The sequence below is a fragment of the Nocardioides lentus genome (genome assembly GCF_039529515.1).
GTDB lineage: Bacteria > Actinomycetota > Actinomycetes > Propionibacteriales > Nocardioidaceae > Nocardioides > Nocardioides lentus.
Window position 1 is genome coordinate 88,330 of the sequence record NZ_BAAAMY010000002.1, and the last position, 16,355, is coordinate 104,684.

Sequence of the window (16,355 nt, forward strand, 5' to 3'; positions counted from 1 at the left end):
GCGAGGGCCGCCGTGCGACTGCCGTTTGCCCACAAACGGCGCGTCCGACGCGCCCGCCCGGTGTGGGCCCGGGGCGGGGGCGGGTCAGGCGTCGGCGGCCTGCTCGGGGGTGACGGTGCGGGTGGTGACGGTGCCGGCGAGGATCTCCTCGGCGTAGTGGCAGGCGACGGTGTGGCCGGGGCGGACCTCGCGGAGCGCGGGACGCTCGGTGTCGCAGCGGGTCTCCTGAGCGAACGGGCAGCGGGTGTGGAAGCGGCACCCGCTCGGGGGGTTCGACGGGGAGGGGAGGTCGCCGGTGAGCAGGATCCGTTCGCGGGTGGCCTCGACGACCGGGTCCGGCACGGGCACCGACGACATCAGGGCCTTCGTGTAGGGGTGCAGCGGCTCGGCGTACAGGTCGTCGGAGGGTGCCTGCTCGACGATCCCGCCGAGGTACATCACCGCCACCACGTCGGAGACGTGACGTACCACCGCGAGGTCGTGGGCGATGACCAGGAAGGTCAGGCCCAGCGCCTGCTGCAGCTCCTCCAGCAGGTTGAGCACCTGCGCCTGGATGGACACGTCGAGCGCCGAGACCGGCTCGTCGGCGATGACGAACCGGGGCTCGAGCGCGATGGCCCGGGCGATGCCGGCTGCACGAGAACCTAACCCCGACGTGTGCGCCGGGTCACGCCACGGAGGCCACGGCGAGGTCACGATCCCCTAACGGGACGTGCGGTCCGCCGTGACGGGCTGCGCCGCGACGGGCTGCGCTCCGACGCGCAGGAGCGCTGCGGCGTCGAGGTCGGCGAGAGAGGTCGCGAACGTCCGGGCGGGCCCGGGCGGGACGTCGACGTGGTGGGGCACCACGAGCACGCGGCAGCCGGCGGCCTCTGCGCTGCGGGTGCCGGTCGGCGAGTCCTCGACGGCCACGCAGTCGCGCGGGTCGAGGCCGAGCCGTTCCGCGCCGAGGAGGTAGGGGTCGGGGTGCGGCTTGCCGCGCTCGACGTTGTCACCGGTCACGACGACATCGAAGGTCCCGGGCGGCAGAGCGGCGACCACCGGCGCGGCGAAGCGCTCCCACGACATCGTGACCAGCGCGCAGGGGACGCCGGCGTCCCGCACCGCCGCGAGCAGCTCCTGGGCGCCCGGACGCCACGGGATGTCGGCCACCACCACGTCGACGACGCGGTCGAGCAGCTCCTCGACGATCTCGTGGGGCGTCAGGTCGACGCCCCCGTGCTCGCGCAGGTAGGCACCCGCGTCGAGCAGGTCGGCGCCGACCAGCGCCATCGCGTGCTCGTGGGTCCAGGTGCCGCCGTGCTCGGTCACCAGGGCGTGCTCGGCCGCGATCCAGGCCGGCTCGGTGTCGACCAGCGTGCCGTCCATGTCCCACAGCACCGCGGCGGCGGTACGGGCGGGGGTGCGGGGCTCACTCATCGGGGTCGTAGCCCAGGTTCGGCGAGAGCCACCTCTCGGCCTCGGCGAGGGTCCAGCCCTTGCGCTCGGCGTAGTCGGCGACCTGGTCGCGGCCCAGCCGCCCGACGACGAAGTACTGCGACTGCGGGTGGGAGAAGTACCAGCCGGACACGGCCGCGCCCGGCCACATCGCCATGGACTCCGTCAGGGTGATCCCGACGGCCTCCTCGACGTCGAGGAGGTCCCACAGGGTCAGCTTCTCGGTGTGCTCGGGGCACGCCGGGTAGCCGGGGGCGGGTCGGATGCCGTGGTACTTCTCGGCGATGAGGTCCTCCGGCGAGAGGCTCTCCGTCGGTTCGTGGCCCCACGCCTCGGTGCGCACGTGCTCGTGGAGCCACTCGGCGAACGCCTCGGCGAGCCGGTCCGCGAGGGCCTCGACGAGGATCGCCGAGTAGTCGTCCTGGGCGGCCTTGAACGCCTCGACGTGCTCGGAGAGCCCCAGGCCGGCGGTCACCGCGAACGCCCCGACGTGGTCGGCGAGGCCGGTCTCCCGCGGCGCGACGTAGTCGGCCAGCGAGCGGTTGGGCACGCCCTCGCGGTGCTCGCCCTGCTGGCGCAGGTGGTGCAGCACGGCGCGGACCTCGCTGCGGTCGTCGTCGGTGTACAGCTCGGTGTCGTCGCCGACGGCAGCGGCGGGGAAGAACCCGTAGACCGCCTTCGCGGTGACCCACTTCTCCGCGATCATCGCGTCGAGCATCCGCTGGGCGTCCTCGTACAGCCGCGTGGCGGTCTCGCCGGTCGTCGGGTTGTGGAGGATGTCGGGGAATCGGCCCTTCATCTCCCAGGCGTTGAAGAACGGCTGCCAGTCGATGTAGCCGCGCAGCACCGACAGGTCCTGGTCCTCGATCACGTGGACGCCCGGCTGCTGCGGCGCCGGCGGGGTGTAGGACGACCAGTCGATCGGGGTCGCGAGCTCGCGGGCGCGCTCCAGGGTCACGACCGGCTTGGTGCGCTTGCCGGCGTGGCGGGTGCGCAGGCTGTCGTAGTCGGCCTTCACGTCGCCGAGCAGCGTGGCGCGACGCTCCTCGTGGAGCAGCGCGGCCGCGGTCGGCACCGAGCGGGAGGCGTCCTTGACCCACACCACCGGCCCGTCGTACGCCGGGTCGACCTTGACCGCGGTGTGCGCGCGGGAGGTGGTGGCGCCGCCGAGCAGGAGCGGGATGTCCATGCCGCGGCGCTGCATCTCGGTGGCGAAGCCGACCATCTCGTCGAGCGAGGGGGTGATCAGGCCGGACAGGCCGATGATGTCGGCGTCGTGCTCGGCGGCGGCGTCGAGGATCTTGGCCGCCGGCACCATCACGCCGAGGTCGATGACCTCGTAGTTGTTGCACTGCAGGACGACGCCGACGATGTTCTTGCCGATGTCGTGCACGTCGCCCTTCACCGTCGCGAGGACGATCGTGCCGTTGGTCTCCTTCGCGGTGGCCAGGCTCGGGTCGCGGAGCTTCTCCTCCTCGATGAAGGGGATCAGGTAGGCGACGGCCTTCTTCATGACCCGGGCCGACTTCACCACCTGCGGCAGGAACATCTTGCCGGCGCCGAACAGGTCGCCGACGACGTTCATGCCGTCCATCAGCGGGCCCTCGATCACCTCGATCGGGCGACCGCCGCGGGCCTCGATCTCGCCGCGCAGCTCCTCGGTGTCGGACTCGACGTCGGCGTCGATGCCGTGCACCAGCGCGTGCGTGATCCGCTCGCCGACAGGCAGCGAGCGCCACTCGAGGACCTTCGCCTCCTCGGGCCCGTCGTCGCGGTTGTAGGTCTCGGCGACCTCGAGCAGCCGCTCGGCGGCGTCCGGACGACGGTTGAGCACCACGTCCTCGATGCGCTCGCGCAGCTCCGGCTCGACGTCGTCGTACACGGTGAGCGCGCCGGCGTTGACGATGCCCATGTCGAGGCCCGCCTCGATGGCGTGCAGCAGGAAGACCGCGTGGATGGCCTCGCGGACCGGGTTGTTGCCCCGGAACGAGAACGACACGTTGGAGATGCCGCCCGACACGAGCGCGCCGGGGAGGTTCTGCTTGATCCAGCGGGTGCCCTCGATGAAGTCCTGGCCGTAGGTCGCGTGCTCCTCGATGCCGGTCGCGACGGCGAAGACGTTGGGGTCGAAGATGATGTCGTGGGGGTCGAAGCCGACCTCCTCGACGAGGATCCGGTAGGCCCGGCCGCAGATCTCCTGCCGGCGCTCGAGCGTGTCGGCCTGGCCGTCCTCGTCGAAGGCCATGACCACGGCCGCGGCGCCGTACTTGCGGCACAGCCGGGCGTGGGCCACGAACGCCTCCTCGCCCTCCTTCAGGGAGATGGAGTTGACGATCGGCTTGCCCTGCACGCACTTCAGGCCCGCCTCGATGACCTCCCACTTCGACGAGTCGACCATCACCGGGACGCGGCTGATGTCGGGCTCGGAGGCGATCAGCTTGAGGAAGCGGTCCATCGCGGCGACGCCGTCGATCATGCCCTCGTCCATGTTGACGTCGATGACCTGCGCGCCGTTCTCGACCTGCTGCAGGGCCACCGCCAGCGCGGCGTCGTAGTCGCCGTCGCGGATCAGGCGCCGGAAACGCGCGGAGCCGGTGATGTTGGTGCGCTCGCCGATGTTGAGGAACAGCGAGTCCGCGTCGACGGTCAGCGGCTCCAGGCCCGAGAGCCGCAGCGCCGGGGCCGGCACGGCCGGCTCGCGCGGGGGGCTGCCCTCGGCCGCGCGGGCCATCGCGGCGACGTGCTCGGGCGTCGTGCCGCAGCAGCCGCCGAGGATGTTGACCAGGCCCGAGGAGGCGAACTCCCCCACGATGCCGGCCATCTCGTCGGCGTCCTGGTCGTACTCGCCGAAGGCGTTGGGCAGCCCGGCGTTGGGGTAGCACGACACGAAGGTGTCGGCGATCCGCCCGAGCTCGACGACGTACTGGCGCATCTCCTCGGCGCCGAGGGCGCAGTTGAGGCCGACGGCCAGGGGCTGCACGTGGCGCACGGAGTGCCAGAAGGCCTCGGTGGTCTGGCCCGACAGGGTCCGGCCCGAGGCGTCGGTGATGGTGCCGGAGATCACGACGGGCCAGCGACGCCCACGCTCCTCGAACAGGGTCTCGAGCGCGAAGATCGCGGCCCGTGCGTTGAGGGTGTCGAAGATGGTCTCGATCAGCAGCAGGTCGGCGCCGCCGTCGACCAGGCCGCTGGCGGCCTCGTGGTACGCCGTGACCAGCTCGTCGTAGGTCACGTTGCGCGCGCCGGGGTCGTTGACGTCCGGGGAGATGGAGGCGGTGCGGTTGGTCGGGCCCATCGCGCCCGCGACCCAGCGCGGCCGGTCGTCGGTGGCGACGGCGTCGCAGGCCTCGCGGGCCAGGCGGGCCGAGGCGTGGTTCAGCTCGTAGGCGACGTCCTCGAGGCCGTAGTCGGCCTGAGCGATCGAGGTCGCGGAGAAGGTGTTGGTCTCGACGATGTCGGCGCCCGCGTCGAGGTACTCGGTGTGCAGCGACCGGATCAGGTCGGGCTGGGTCAGGCTCAGCAGGTCGTTGTCGCCCTGCAGGTCGCGGTGCCAGTCCGCGAACCGCTCGCCGCGGTAGTCCGCCTCGCCGAGGGTCTGGCGCTGGATCAGCGTGCCCATCGCGCCGTCGAGCACTAGCAGTCGCTGGCGCAGGGCGGCGGTGAGGGGCTCGGTGGCGTCAGGGCGCACCTGCTGCTGGGTCCCGGGGTCCACGACGGCTGTCACGAGCGAAATGCTGCCACCGGCGCACAGGCGTTCCCAATCCTCGCCGTGCGACGGACACCGCGTGGGACGCACCCGGTCGCCGCTCACCCGCCCGCCTAGGCTGGGCGGGTGATCGAGATCGAGGACGTCGGCGAGCTCGTCGACCCCGTCGTCATCGCGGCCTTCGAGGGCTGGAACGACGCCGCCGACGCCGCCTCCGGAGTGGTGGACCACCTGATGCGCGTGTGGGACGCGCGGGTCGTGGGGGCCATCGACCCCGAGGACTTCTACGACTTCCAGATGCACCGCCCGCTGATCGGCACCGACGCGGCCGGGCACCGCCAGCTGACCTGGCCGAGCACCCAGATCGCGATCGCCTCCCCGCCCGACCTGCACCGCGACGTGATCCTGCTGCGCGGCATCGAGCCCAACATGCGCTGGCGTCAGTTCTGCGCCGAGCTGCTGGCCGCGTGCGACGAGCTCGGCGGCTCCCTGGTCGTGACCCTGGGTGCGCTGCTCGCCGACACGCCGCACACGCGGCCGGTCCCGGTGACCGGCACGGCCACGGAGCCCGAGCTGCTCGACCGGCTCAAGGTCGAGCCCTCGACGTACGAGGGGCCCACGGGCATCGTCGGCGTCTTCGCCGACGCCTGCGCCCGACTCGACATCCCTTCCGCGTCGTACTGGGCCGCCGTCCCGCACTACGTCGCCCAGCCGCCGTGCCCCAAGGCCACCCTGGCGCTGCTCGGCCACGTCGAGGACCTGCTCGAGGTGCCCGTCCCGCTCGGCGACCTGCCCGAGGAGGCCCGGGCCTGGGAGCGCGGCGTCGACGAGCTCGCCGAGGAGGACGAGGACGTCGCCGAGTACGTCAAGGCCCTCGAGGAGGCCCGCGACACCACCGACCTCCCCGAGGCCTCCGGCGAGGCCATCGCCCGCGAGTTCGAGCGCTACCTCAAGCGCCGCGACACCGACTGACCCCGCCCCGGGCCGTCCGGGTCGCCCGGGCCGGCGGGATCATGTCGACGCCGATTGCCCACGAACGGCAGTCCTGAGGGACCCGGCGCTGCCGTTTGCCGACAAACGGCGCCTCCTCGTGCCGGCTCTGTCCCGGGTCTCGGCCCGCCCGGCGTCGCGGCGGAGATCCCTCCCGCGGCGGCGACGGGGCAGCGCCGATTGTCCACAAACGGCAGTTCCGGACCCGTTCGGACTGGGGTTTGTCGGCAAACGGCGTGCCTACCGCCGCCGCCGACCGGGGGGCGGGTCAGAGGGCGAGGCCGAGGGCGGCGTCGAGGAGGTCGCGGACGCGGGCGCCGGCGTCGCGGTCGGAGGTGTCGGCGAGGCCGGTGGTGCCGAGGGTGTCGTCGACCCAGCGGTCGACGACGGCGACGGCGGTGGGGGCGTCGAGGTCGTCGGCGAGGGCTGCGAGCACGTCGCGGACGACGGGGTCGGCCGGGGCGCCGGCGCCGATCGCGACGGCGCGGCGCCAGCGGGCGAGGCGGTCGACGGCCGTGAAGAGGTCGGCGTCGGTCCACTCCCAGTCGCTGCGGTAGTGCTCGCCGAGCAGCCGCAGGCGCACGGCCATCGGGTCGACCTCGGCGTTGCGCAGCGCGGAGACGAAGACCAGGTTGCCCTTCGACTTCGACATCTTCTCGCCGTCGAAGGCGACCATCCCGGCGTGGGCGTAGAGCCTGGCGAACGGCGTGCCCGGGGTCGCGACCTGCGCGCTCGCGGCGCACATCTCGTGGTGCGGGAAGACCAGGTCGGACCCGCCGCCCTGCACGTCGAACGCGCCGCCGAGGTGCTCGCGGGCGATCGCGGTGCACTCGACGTGCCAGCCGGGGCGGCCACGGCCCAGGCGGGAGTCCCACGCGGGCTCGCCGGGCCGCTCGCCGCGCCACACGACGCAGTCGAGGGGGTCCTTCTTGCCGGCGCGGTCCGGGTCGCCGCCACGCTCGGGGAAGACGCGGGTCATCGTCTCGCGGTCCCAGCCGGACACGCCGCCGAACGCCGGGTCCGCGGTCACCGAGAAGTAGAGGTCGTCCTCGACGCGGTAGACCGCGCCGGCGGCCTCCAACTCCGCGATGTGGTCGAGCACCAGCGGGATCGACTCGACCGCACCCACGAAGTGGGTGGGCGCCAGCACGCGCAGCGCGGTCATGTCCTCGCGGTAGAGCTGGGTCTCCCGCTCGGCGAGGTCGCGCCAGTCGGTGCCGACCTTCTCCGCGCGCTCCAGCAGCGGGTCGTCGACGTCGGTGACGTTCTGCACGTAGACCACCCTGTGGCCGGCGTGCCGCCAGGCCCGCACGAGCAGGTCGAACGCGACGTACGTCGCGGCGTGACCGATGTGGGTGGCGTCGTACGGGGTGATCCCGCACACGTACAGGCGCGCCGGCTCACCCGGGGCCAGGTCGGCCAGGGTGGTCTCGAGGCGGCCGGTGGCGGTGTCGTGCAGCGCGACCGGCGGACCGGCCACGGACAGACCGGGCACCTGCGGGGACGACCAGGAACGCATGGGCGCGAGCCTAGTGGGGGCCGCTCAGAACGGCGGCCAGGGGATGGCGGGACCGTGGCCGCGGGGGGACGGCATCACCGGCGTGCGCAGCAGCCGGTCGCAGCGCCGGGCCAGCACGGTGATCTCGTCCTCGGTCACGTGGTCGACCAGCGCCAGCGCCAGCTCGCCGTCGAGGGCGCCGCCGAGGGCCTCGCGCACCCGTCGCAGCCCCGCGACCTCCTCCTCGTCCAGTCCCTCGCCCAGCCAGCCCCACAGGACCGTGCGCAGCTTGGTCTCGATGTGGAACGTGAGGCCGTGGTCGACGCCGTAGCGGTGGCCGCCCGGCATCGCCAGGACGTGGCCGCCCTTGCGGTCGGCGTTGTTGGCCAGGACGTCGAAGACGGCCATCCGCCGCAGCGGCACGGTGTCCTCGTGGACCAGCGACACGTCGCGGTCGTCGGCGTCGACGCCGTCGAAGACGTGGAGCCAGCCCTCGGGCACCTCGCCGGTGGCGACGATGTCGACCGCGTCCTGCTCCGGGTCGACGTCCTGCCAGAGCTGGACCATCCCGACCCCGTGCGGTCCGTCGCGCAGGTACGTCGGGGGCACCACGTCCCACCCGAGCGTCTCGGAGAGCAGGTACGCCGCCACCTCACGGCCCGCGAGGGTGCCGTCGGGGAAGTCCCACAGCGGCCGCTCCCCCGCGACCGGCTTGTAGACGACCTTGCGGCCCGCCACCTCGCCGAGGAACGTCGCGTTGGACGCGGGCATGATCCGCCCGTGGAGCTCGAGGTCGCCGGTGAGCAGCTCGGTCAGGTCGAGCGCGTCGGGGTCAGGGGTCACGTCGTCGGAAGCCGTTGGCACGCACGCACAGGTGCCCCTCGGGGTCCATCGGCAGTCCGCAGAAGGGGCAGGACGGCCGGCCGGCCTCGAGGACCTGCTCGGAGCGCTTGACGAAGGCGCGGGCCGCGCCGGGCGGCAGCCGGACCAGCAGCAGCTCCTCCGGCTCCGGCTCCTCGACCTCCTCGTCGGCCTGGTCGGGCCCGACGACGGCGGCCTCGCTGTAGGGGAAGACCTCGATCACGACCCGCTGGTCCTCGGGGTCCCAGGACAGCGTCATCGTGCCGGCCCGGAACTCCTCGGTGATGGGCTGCTCGAGCGGTGCGGTGTCCTCGAGGTCGAGCGGCGCGACCGCCGGGACGACGGCGTCGGTGCGCCCCGCGTCCATGACCTCGTCGAGGAGCTCGTCGACCCGCTCGGCCAGCGCCTGCACCTGCTGCTTCTCCAGGGCGACGCTCACCACCCGCACGCCGGAGCGGGCCTGCAGGAAGAAGGTCCGGGATCCGGGCTCGCCCACGGTCCCGGCGACGAAGCGCTCGGGGGGGTCGAAGCTGTGCACCACGGGCATGGGCTCCACCCTATGACCGGGACCTACCGGCCCGGCCCCGCGCCACCCCCGACGACGGCGTCCGCGCTGCGGGGCCGCGTGCGGCCGCCCTTGAGGGCCGCGGCGAGCCAGGACAGGTCGCCCTCGTGGGTGTTGGTGCCGAGCACCGACGGCGACCCGTCGACGAGCCGGACGATCGAGACCGACGCCGGGTCGACGTGCACGCGCTGGAAGAGGTCGAGGTGGGTGCCGAGGGCCTCGGCGAGGATCGACTTGATGATGTCGCCGTGGCTGACCGCGACCCAGGTCGCGTCGGGACCGTGGGCGGCCTCGACCGCCGCGTCGTGCCGGCGCACGGCGTCGACGCCGCGGGCCTGCATCTCGCGCATCGACTCCCCGCCCGGGAAGGTGACCGACGACGGCGTCCGCTGCACGGACGACCACAGCTTCTCCTTCGCGAGCTCCTTGAGCGGGCGTCCCTGCCACTCGCCGTAGTCGCACTCCAGCAGGCCCTTGTCGAGCTCGAGGTCGGGGGCCGGCGGCCGGGCGCCGCGACCGCGGCGGGGCGAGGCGCCGACCGCCTCCTGCTGGGCGGCGAGGATCGCGGCGGCGGTCTGCCGGCACCGCACGAGTGGGCTGGACACCACGGCCGCGAGCGGGACGACGGCGAGGCGGGCGGCGGTGCGGCGCGCCTGCTCCGTGCCGACCTCGTCGAGCCTGACGCCCGCCGAGCGGCCCGCGAGGACCCCGGTGGCGTTGGCCGTCGTACGACCGTGGCGGACCAGCACAACCGTTGCCATGGGTCCCGACCCTAGCCCGCGGTCGGGCGCCACCGGTCCGCGTCCGCCCGGGGCCCTCCCGCGGCTAACCTCGGCGCATGATCGTGGACGCCGCGTGCTACCGCGAGGGCCACCGGGTCTCCCCCGCCGGTCCCGCCGACGTCGAGGACCTGCGGCGACGCACCGGCGACGGCGACGTCCTGTGGGTCGGGCTCCACGACCCCGACGCCTCCGAGCTCGCGCACGTCGCCCGCGCCTTCGACCTGCACCCCCTCGCCGTCGAGGACGCCCAGGACGCCCACCAGCGGCCCAAGCTCGAGCGCTACGGCGACACGCTCTTCCTCGTGCTGAAGACGCTCTGGTACGTCGACGCCGAGGACGCGGTCGAGACCGGGGAGATCGACCTGTTCGTCGGCGCCGACTTCGTGGTCTCGGTCCGTCACGGCGCCGGTGCGCCCCTCGACGACGCCCGCTCCTCGCTCGAGGCCCGCGAGGAGCTGCTGCGGCACGGCACGGCCGCCGTGCTGCACGTCATCTGCGACCGCGTGGTCGAGGAGTACCAGTCCGTCGCCGCCGAGCTGATGACCGACGTCGACGAGGTCGAGGCGTCGGTGTTCTCCGACGAGCGCACCCAGGACGCGGCCCGGATCTACGTGCTCAAGCGCGAGCTCTCCGAGATGCGCCGGGCCGTGATGCCGCTGCGCGAGCCGCTGCGCCGCCTCGCGACCGGCGACGTCCCGGGGATCGGCGCCGGCGCGGCGCCCTACTTCCGCGACGTCGCGGACCAGGTCGACCTCGTCGCCGAGGACGTCGAGACCCTCGACGAGCTGCTCTCGACGGCGTTCGACGCCCACGCGACCCGCATCTCGATGCAGCAGAACGACGACATGCGGAAGATCTCGGCCGGCGCCGCGCTGGTCGTCGTCCCGACCCTCATCGCCGGCGTCTACGGCATGAACTTCACCCACATGCCCGAGCTGGCGTGGCGCTTCGGCTACGCGTGGGCGCTGCTGCTCATGGGCGGGTCGGCCGCCGGCCTGTGGTGGCTGTTCAAGCGCTCCGGCTGGCTGTGAGCCGGCCGGTCACGGGCGGGGCCGCGGCGCTCAGGCCCCGGCGAGCGGGGTGAGGACGCCGAGCGCGAGCAGCAGGAGCACCGCGCCGCCGAGCAGGACCCGGTAGGCCACGAACGGCGCGTAGGAGCGGGTCGAGACGTAGCGCAGCAGCCACGCGATCGCGGCGTAGCCGACGACGAAGGAGATGACGGTCGCGACGATCGTCGGCCCCCAGCCGTAGTTGTTGGCCTCCGCGCCCACGTCCTTGAGCTTGTAGACCCCCGCGCCGAGCACGGCGGGGATCGCCAGCAGGAAGGCGTACCGGGTGGCCGCGGCCCGCTCGTAGCCGAGCGCACGCCCCATCGAGATCGTCGCGCCGCTGCGCGAGACCCCCGGCACCAGCGCCGCCGCCTGCGCCGCGCCCATCAGCACGGCGTGGCGCAGCGTCAGCTTCTCGATCGGCCGGTCGTTGCGACCCAGCCGGTCGGCGAGACCCAGCACCAGGCCGAACACGATCAGCGTGCTGCCGACCACCCACAGGCTGCGCAGCGCCGAGTCGATCGCGTCCTCGAACAGCAGCCCGAGGACCACGATCGGCAGCGAGCCCAGGATGATGAACCACCCCATCCGGGCGTCGGTGTGACCCCGGTACTCCGGCGCCCTCAGCGACCGCAGCCAGGTCAGGGCGATGCGCCAGATGTCCTTGCGGAAGTACAGGAGCACCGCCAGCTCGGTGCCGATCTGGACCACGGCGGTGAACGCCGCCCCCGGGTCGCCCCATCCGAACAGCTGCGGGTAGATGCGCAGGTGTGCGCTGGAGGAGATCGGCAGGAACTCCGTCAGGCCCTGCAGGATGCCGAGCACGGCCGCTTCGAGGTAGTCCCACACGGGGTGCGATCGTACGGCGGGCACCGCGGCGGGTCCCACGGCGCGCCGGTCGGGGCACGCGGGGCGGGCCGCGGGGCGCGGCGGCGATAGGTTGACCGCCATGCAGCAGCGATCCGTCGGCGCCACCGGCCTGCGGGTCTCGCGGCTCGGCCTCGGCACGATGACCTGGGGCTGGGACGTCGACGAGCACGAGGCCCGCGCCCAGCTCGTCGAGTTCGTCGAGGCCGGCGGCACCCTCGTCGACACGGCCTCGACCTACGGCGACGGGGCCTCCGAGGAGCTCCTCGGCTCGATGCTCGGCACCCTGGTGCCGCGCGAGGAGGTCGTCGTCGCCACGAAGGCGGGGCTGTCGCGCCGCGGCGGCCAGCGCCGCGTCGACACCTCACGGCGCGCCCTGCTGCAGACCCTCGACGCCTCGCTGGACCGTCTCGGCACCGACCACGTCGACCTGTGGCAGGTGCACGCCCACGACCCGGCCACGCCGGTCGAGGAGGTGCTGGGGGCCCTGGAGACCGCGGTCGCCACCGGGCGCGCGCGCTACGTGGGTCTGTCCAACCACGCCGGCTGGCAGACCGCCGAGGCCGCCACCTGGCAGCGCGCCGTGCCCGGCCGGGTCCCGCTCGCCGCGGTCCAGGTCGAGTACTCCCTGCTCAACCGCGACGTCGAGGACGAGGTCCTTCCCGCCGCCCGCGAGCTCGGGCTCGGCGTCCTGCCGTGGTCGCCGCTGGGTCGGGGCGTGCTCACCGGCAAGTACCGCACCAGCACGCCGGCGGCCTCCCGCGCCGCCTCCGACCGCTTCGCCGGGTTCGTGCGGCCCTACCTCGACGAGTCGGCGGCCCAGGTCGTCGAGGCCGTCTCGCGCGCAGCCGAGGGCCTCGAGTGGTCCCCGCTCGAGGTCGCCCTCACGTGGGTGCGGGACCGCCCGGGCGTGACGGCGCCGATCGTCGGGGCCCGCAGCGCCTCGCAGCTGCGGTCCTCCCTGGCCACCGAGGACCTCGTCCTGCCCGGTGAGATCATGGACGCCCTCGACGACGTCTCCGGAGCCTGACGGAGGTACCCATGGCCCGCGATCCCTCGCAGCACCCCTCGCTCCGCGCCCGTCTGGACCGACGCTCCGGGATGGAGTGGGAGTTCGAGCGGGTCACCTACCCGCGCGACTTCTCCCGCAGCTCGGTCACCCGTCTGCTCACCGACCGCGCGGAGCACGGCGGCTGGGAGCTCGACCGCGTGCGGATCACGCCCGACGGGACCCGCCGCGTGGTCCTGCGCCGGCGGATCATCCGCGCCGTCCGCACGGCCTGACCGGGCCCGATCGGGCCGCCGGCCCCCGGCCTCAGGCCTCGCCGAGGAACCGGTCCAGCACCCGTGCCCCGAACTCGAGCGCGTCGACGGGCACCCGCTCGTCGACGCCGTGGAAGAGGGCGGTGAAGTCGAGGTCGTCGGGCAGACGCAGCGGCGCGAAGCCGTAGGTCCGCATCCCCAGCCGGGTGAAGTGCTTCGCGTCGGTCCCGCCGCTCATCAGGTACGGCGCGACGATCGCGTCAGGGTCCTCGGCGAGCAGCGAGCGGGTCATCGTGTCGACCAGCGCCCCGTCGTACGGCGTCTCCCAGGGCTGCTGGTGGGAGACGAAGTCGATGTCGACGCGGGGCCCGCACAGCTCGCGCAGGGTGTCGAAGAACTCGTCCTCGTAGCCCGGCAGGAAGCGACCGTCGACGTGGGCGGTGGCCTCGGTCGGGATCACGTTGACCTTGTAGCCCGCCCCGAGCATCGTCGGGTTCGTCGTGTTCTTGATGACGGCGCCGAGCATCCGCGCCGCGCCGCCGAACTCCTCGACGAGTGCCTGCGCGTTCTCCGGGGTGGCCGGGGTGCCGGCGAGCTCGCCGACGGCGGCCAGCAGCACCTCCATCGTCGGGGTCAGGCGCACCGGCCACTCGTGGGCGCCGATCCGGGCGACGGCCGCGGCGAGGTCGGTCACGGCGTTCTCCGCGTTGACCATGGACCCGTGACCGGCGCGACCGCGGGAGGTCAGCCGCATCCAGGCCATGCCCTTCTCGGCGGCCTCCACGAGGTAGACGCGCCGGCCGCGGACGGTGGCGCTGAAGCCACCGACCTCGCCGATCGCCTCCGTGCAGTCCTCGATCAGCTCGCGGTGGTCGCGGACGACGACCTCGGCGCCGTGGTGGCCGCCGGCCTCCTCGTCGGCGGTGAAGCAGAGCACGAGCGGTCGCTCGGGCACCGCACCGGCCCGCGCCCGGGCGCGCACGACCGAGAGCAGCATCGCGTCGAAGTCCTTCATGTCGACCGCGCCCCGTCCCCAGACGTAGCCGTCGGCGACCTCGCCCGAGAACGGGTCGACCTGCCAGTCGGCGGCCTGGGCGGGCACGACGTCGAGGTGGCCGTGGACCAGCAGCGGCGGGCGGTCGTCACCCGCCCCGGTGCCGCCCCACCGCGCGACCAGCGAGGTCCGCCCCGGGGTCTCCTCGATCAGCTGCGAGGAGATGCCGACCTCGTCGAGCAGGGCCGCGACGTGCTCCGCGGCCGCGCGCTCACCGGGCCCGGAGTGGTCCCCGTGGTTGGAGGTGTCCATCCGGATCAGGTCGCGACAGATCTCCACCACCTCGGCGGCGGGGTCGTAGGAGGCGGCCCCGGTCCCGGTGCTGGTGTGGTCGGTGCCCGTGCCCGTGTCGTCGGTGCGCGCGTCAGCCATGCGCCCATCCTGGCAGCACCGGGGAGGTCGACCCGGGCGGCGGCCGGGGAACACCCGACGCGGACCCCGGCGCTCGGGTAACGTCCCGGTCGGGGATCCGCTGTGGTGCCTGGTGCAGGTGGTGCTCGAGTGACGACGAGGAGCGTGGCCCGGGATGGACGGCACGGGGCAGGACGAGATCGAGCGCGACGACACGGGTCTCGACGACACCCGCCTGGACGACGCGACGCGGATGGCGGCCCTGCGTCGCTACGACCTCCTGGGCGGGCGGGGCCCCGGTGACCTCGACTCCCTGGTCGAGCTCGCCGCCCTGGTCGCGGACGTCCCCATGGCGACGATCAACCTGATCACCGACTCCGAGCAGCACCAGATCGCCGCCGTCGGCTTCGACGCGGCCGTGTGCACCCGGGAGGACTCGATGTGCGCCGCGGTGCTGAGCGAGCCCGAGCCGGTCGTGGTCGCCGACGCCAGCATCGACCCGCGCTTCGCCGCCAACCCGTTCGTGACCGGTCGGCTCGGCGACGTCCGGTTCTACGCCTCGTTCCAGCTGCTGACGCCGGACGGGGTGCCGATCGGCTCGCTGTGCATCTTCGACACCGCGGCCCGCACGATCACGCCGGAGCGCGAGGACGCCCTGCGAGTCCTCGCCGCCCGCGTCGTCGACCTCCTCGAGCTGCACCTGCGCACCCAGGAGCTGACCTTCGCCGTGGAGGCGCTGGAGGCGACCCGGGTCGAGCTCACCCGGTCCAACGAGCACCTCACGGCCTTCGCCGGGCAGGTCTCCCACGACCTGCGCTCGCCGCTGACGGCGGTGTCGACGGCGCTGCGGATGCTGGCCGACGAGATCGACGAGAACCCGGCCGCCGTGCCCGAGGAGGACGTCGAGTTCCTGCTGCGGCGTGCGATGAGCGGTGCCTCCCGGATGCAGTCGCTGATCGACGGGCTGCTGTCGTTCGCCCGCTTCGGCGGCGAGCTGCGCACCGCCCCGACGGACCTCGCGACGTTGATGGACGACGTGCGGGCCGACCTCGGCGACCTGCTGGAGGGCGCCGTGCTCGAGGCCCACGACCTCCCGTCGCTGACCGGTGACCCCGTCCACCTGCGGGCGCTGCTGCAGAACCTCGTCGCCAACGCCGTGAAGTTCACCCGTCCGCTGCGCGCGCCCCACGTCGTGGTGCGGGCCGAGAGGGTCGGGGGGTGCTGGCGGGTCGAGATCCAGGACAACGGTCCCGGCGTGCCCGCCGAGCAGCGGGCCTCCGTCTTCCGGCCCCTCGTGCGCCTCGGCAGCACCGTCGCCGGCTCCGGCATCGGCCTCGCCACGTGCCGTCGCATCGTCGAGGCCCACGGCGGGACGATCGGCCTCGCCGACTCGCCGTACGGCGGCGCCACCGCGTGGTTCGAGCTGCCCGCCGAGGCGCCGGTCCGGCCGGCGCCGGTGGCCGTGGGCGGCCCTCAGGACAGCAGCGCCCCGCTCAGCGAGAGCGCCGCGACCACGAGGCCCGCGCTGAGCGCGGTGAACGAGACGAGCGACACCCCGAGGTAGGAGCGACGGGTGTAGAAGCGCTGCGAGAACATCAGCGGCGCGAACAGCAGCGGGTTGACCAGCGCCCCCGCCAGCACCAGCACCAGCGCCCACGACGGGGTCATCGGCGCCGCCAGCCCGACGGCCACCATCACGCAGCCCATGATGATCCAGTCCAGGTGGAGCTGCAGGACGCGCCGCGGGTGCCGCACCCCCACCCGCGCGAGCAGCGCCGAGGGGTGGAACGCGGCCGCGACCGCCCACCCGGACACCCCGCCGAGGGCGAGCGACCACACGCCCGCGACCACCAGCACGTCCGCCACGTCGAGGTCCACAGCGAGCACCGTACGGCGAGGGGTCACCCGTGGTCCCAGCCGTCCGCGGCCCCT

The 16,355-nt window shown here is 73.6% G+C and carries 15 protein-coding genes; 5 read left to right on the forward strand and 10 right to left on the reverse strand.

Going from position 1 to position 16,355, the window contains the following annotated elements; all coding sequences use genetic code 11:
- Positions 1-84: 84 nt before the first annotated feature.
- From ABD158_RS03880 to metH, 3 genes are read right to left on the reverse strand one after another with little or no spacing between them, the layout of a single operon-like run.
- Positions 85-696, reverse strand: a complete 612-nt coding sequence (locus ABD158_RS03880; protein WP_344003983.1) for an oligopeptide/dipeptide ABC transporter ATP-binding protein — start codon at positions 694-696, stop codon at positions 85-87.
- Positions 697-702: 6 nt separating this feature from the next.
- Complete coding sequence (locus ABD158_RS03885; RefSeq protein ID WP_344003987.1) at positions 703-1,419, reverse strand: HAD family hydrolase; 717 nt, start codon at positions 1,417-1,419, stop codon at positions 703-705.
- Entirely contained in the window at positions 1,412-5,161 is a 3,750-nt protein-coding gene (metH, locus tag ABD158_RS03890; RefSeq protein WP_425573131.1) for a methionine synthase, read from the reverse strand. Before metH ends, ABD158_RS03885 begins: the two co-directional genes overlap by 8 nt.
- 108 nt (positions 5,162-5,269) lie before the next feature.
- Between metH and ABD158_RS03895 the strand changes: the two genes are divergently transcribed.
- Positions 5,270-6,115: a PAC2 family protein gene (locus ABD158_RS03895; RefSeq protein WP_344003990.1), complete on the forward strand. Its 846-nt coding sequence runs from the start codon at positions 5,270-5,272 to the stop codon at positions 6,113-6,115.
- A gap of 286 nt (positions 6,116-6,401) precedes the next feature.
- Here ABD158_RS03895 and mshC read toward each other — a convergent pair whose 3' ends face one another.
- Genes mshC through ABD158_RS03915 form a run of 4 tightly spaced genes read right to left on the reverse strand, consistent with a single transcriptional unit; the run spans position 6,402 to position 9,818 of the window.
- Positions 6,402-7,652: a cysteine--1-D-myo-inosityl 2-amino-2-deoxy-alpha-D-glucopyranoside ligase gene (gene mshC / locus ABD158_RS03900; RefSeq protein WP_344003993.1), complete on the reverse strand. Its 1,251-nt coding sequence runs from the start codon at positions 7,650-7,652 to the stop codon at positions 6,402-6,404.
- 24 nt (positions 7,653-7,676) lie between these two features.
- A complete protein-coding gene (locus ABD158_RS03905) occupies positions 7,677-8,474 on the reverse strand; it encodes an SCO1664 family protein (protein WP_344003996.1) in 798 nt (265 codons plus the stop codon).
- Positions 8,464-9,039: a DUF3090 domain-containing protein gene (locus ABD158_RS03910; protein WP_344003999.1), complete on the reverse strand. Its 576-nt coding sequence runs from the start codon at positions 9,037-9,039 to the stop codon at positions 8,464-8,466. The genes ABD158_RS03905 and ABD158_RS03910 overlap by 11 nt, the downstream gene beginning before the upstream one ends.
- A gap of 23 nt (positions 9,040-9,062) precedes the next feature.
- Positions 9,063-9,818, reverse strand: a complete 756-nt coding sequence (locus tag ABD158_RS03915; RefSeq protein WP_344004002.1) for an MSMEG_4193 family putative phosphomutase — start codon at positions 9,816-9,818, stop codon at positions 9,063-9,065.
- Positions 9,819-9,895: 77 nt separating this feature from the next.
- Here ABD158_RS03915 and ABD158_RS03920 point away from each other — a divergent pair, with 77 nt between their 5' ends.
- Entirely contained in the window at positions 9,896-10,870 is a 975-nt protein-coding gene (locus ABD158_RS03920) for a magnesium and cobalt transport protein CorA (protein WP_344004005.1), read from the forward strand.
- 30 nt (positions 10,871-10,900) lie between these two features.
- On the opposite strand, the gene ABD158_RS03925 is transcribed toward ABD158_RS03920, so the two are convergent.
- Positions 10,901-11,737: an undecaprenyl-diphosphate phosphatase gene (locus tag ABD158_RS03925; RefSeq protein WP_344004007.1), complete on the reverse strand. Its 837-nt coding sequence runs from the start codon at positions 11,735-11,737 to the stop codon at positions 10,901-10,903.
- A 100-nt stretch (positions 11,738-11,837) separates the two neighbouring features.
- Here ABD158_RS03925 and ABD158_RS03930 point away from each other — a divergent pair, with 100 nt between their 5' ends.
- Complete coding sequence (locus tag ABD158_RS03930) at positions 11,838-12,785, forward strand: aldo/keto reductase (protein WP_344004010.1); 948 nt, start codon at positions 11,838-11,840, stop codon at positions 12,783-12,785.
- Positions 12,786-12,796: 11 nt separating this feature from the next.
- On the forward strand, positions 12,797-13,039 hold the full coding sequence (locus tag ABD158_RS03935) for a DUF5703 family protein (RefSeq protein WP_425573133.1): 243 nt from the start codon (positions 12,797-12,799) through the stop codon (positions 13,037-13,039).
- 31 nt (positions 13,040-13,070) lie between these two features.
- On the opposite strand, the gene ABD158_RS03940 is transcribed toward ABD158_RS03935, so the two are convergent.
- Positions 13,071-14,444, reverse strand: coding sequence for a M20/M25/M40 family metallo-hydrolase (locus tag ABD158_RS03940; protein ID WP_344004013.1), 1,374 nt, complete (start codon positions 14,442-14,444; stop codon positions 13,071-13,073).
- 154 nt (positions 14,445-14,598) lie between these two features.
- Between ABD158_RS03940 and ABD158_RS03945 the strand changes: the two genes are divergently transcribed.
- A complete protein-coding gene (locus tag ABD158_RS03945) occupies positions 14,599-15,987 on the forward strand; it encodes a sensor histidine kinase (RefSeq protein ID WP_344004016.1) in 1,389 nt (462 codons plus the stop codon).
- Here the strand turns inward: ABD158_RS03945 and ABD158_RS03950 are convergent.
- Positions 15,897-16,301, reverse strand: a complete 405-nt coding sequence (locus ABD158_RS03950; RefSeq protein ID WP_344004019.1) for a hypothetical protein — start codon at positions 16,299-16,301, stop codon at positions 15,897-15,899. The two genes, ABD158_RS03945 and ABD158_RS03950, sit on opposite strands and share 91 nt — an antisense overlap.
- Positions 16,302-16,355: the final 54 nt, after the last annotated feature.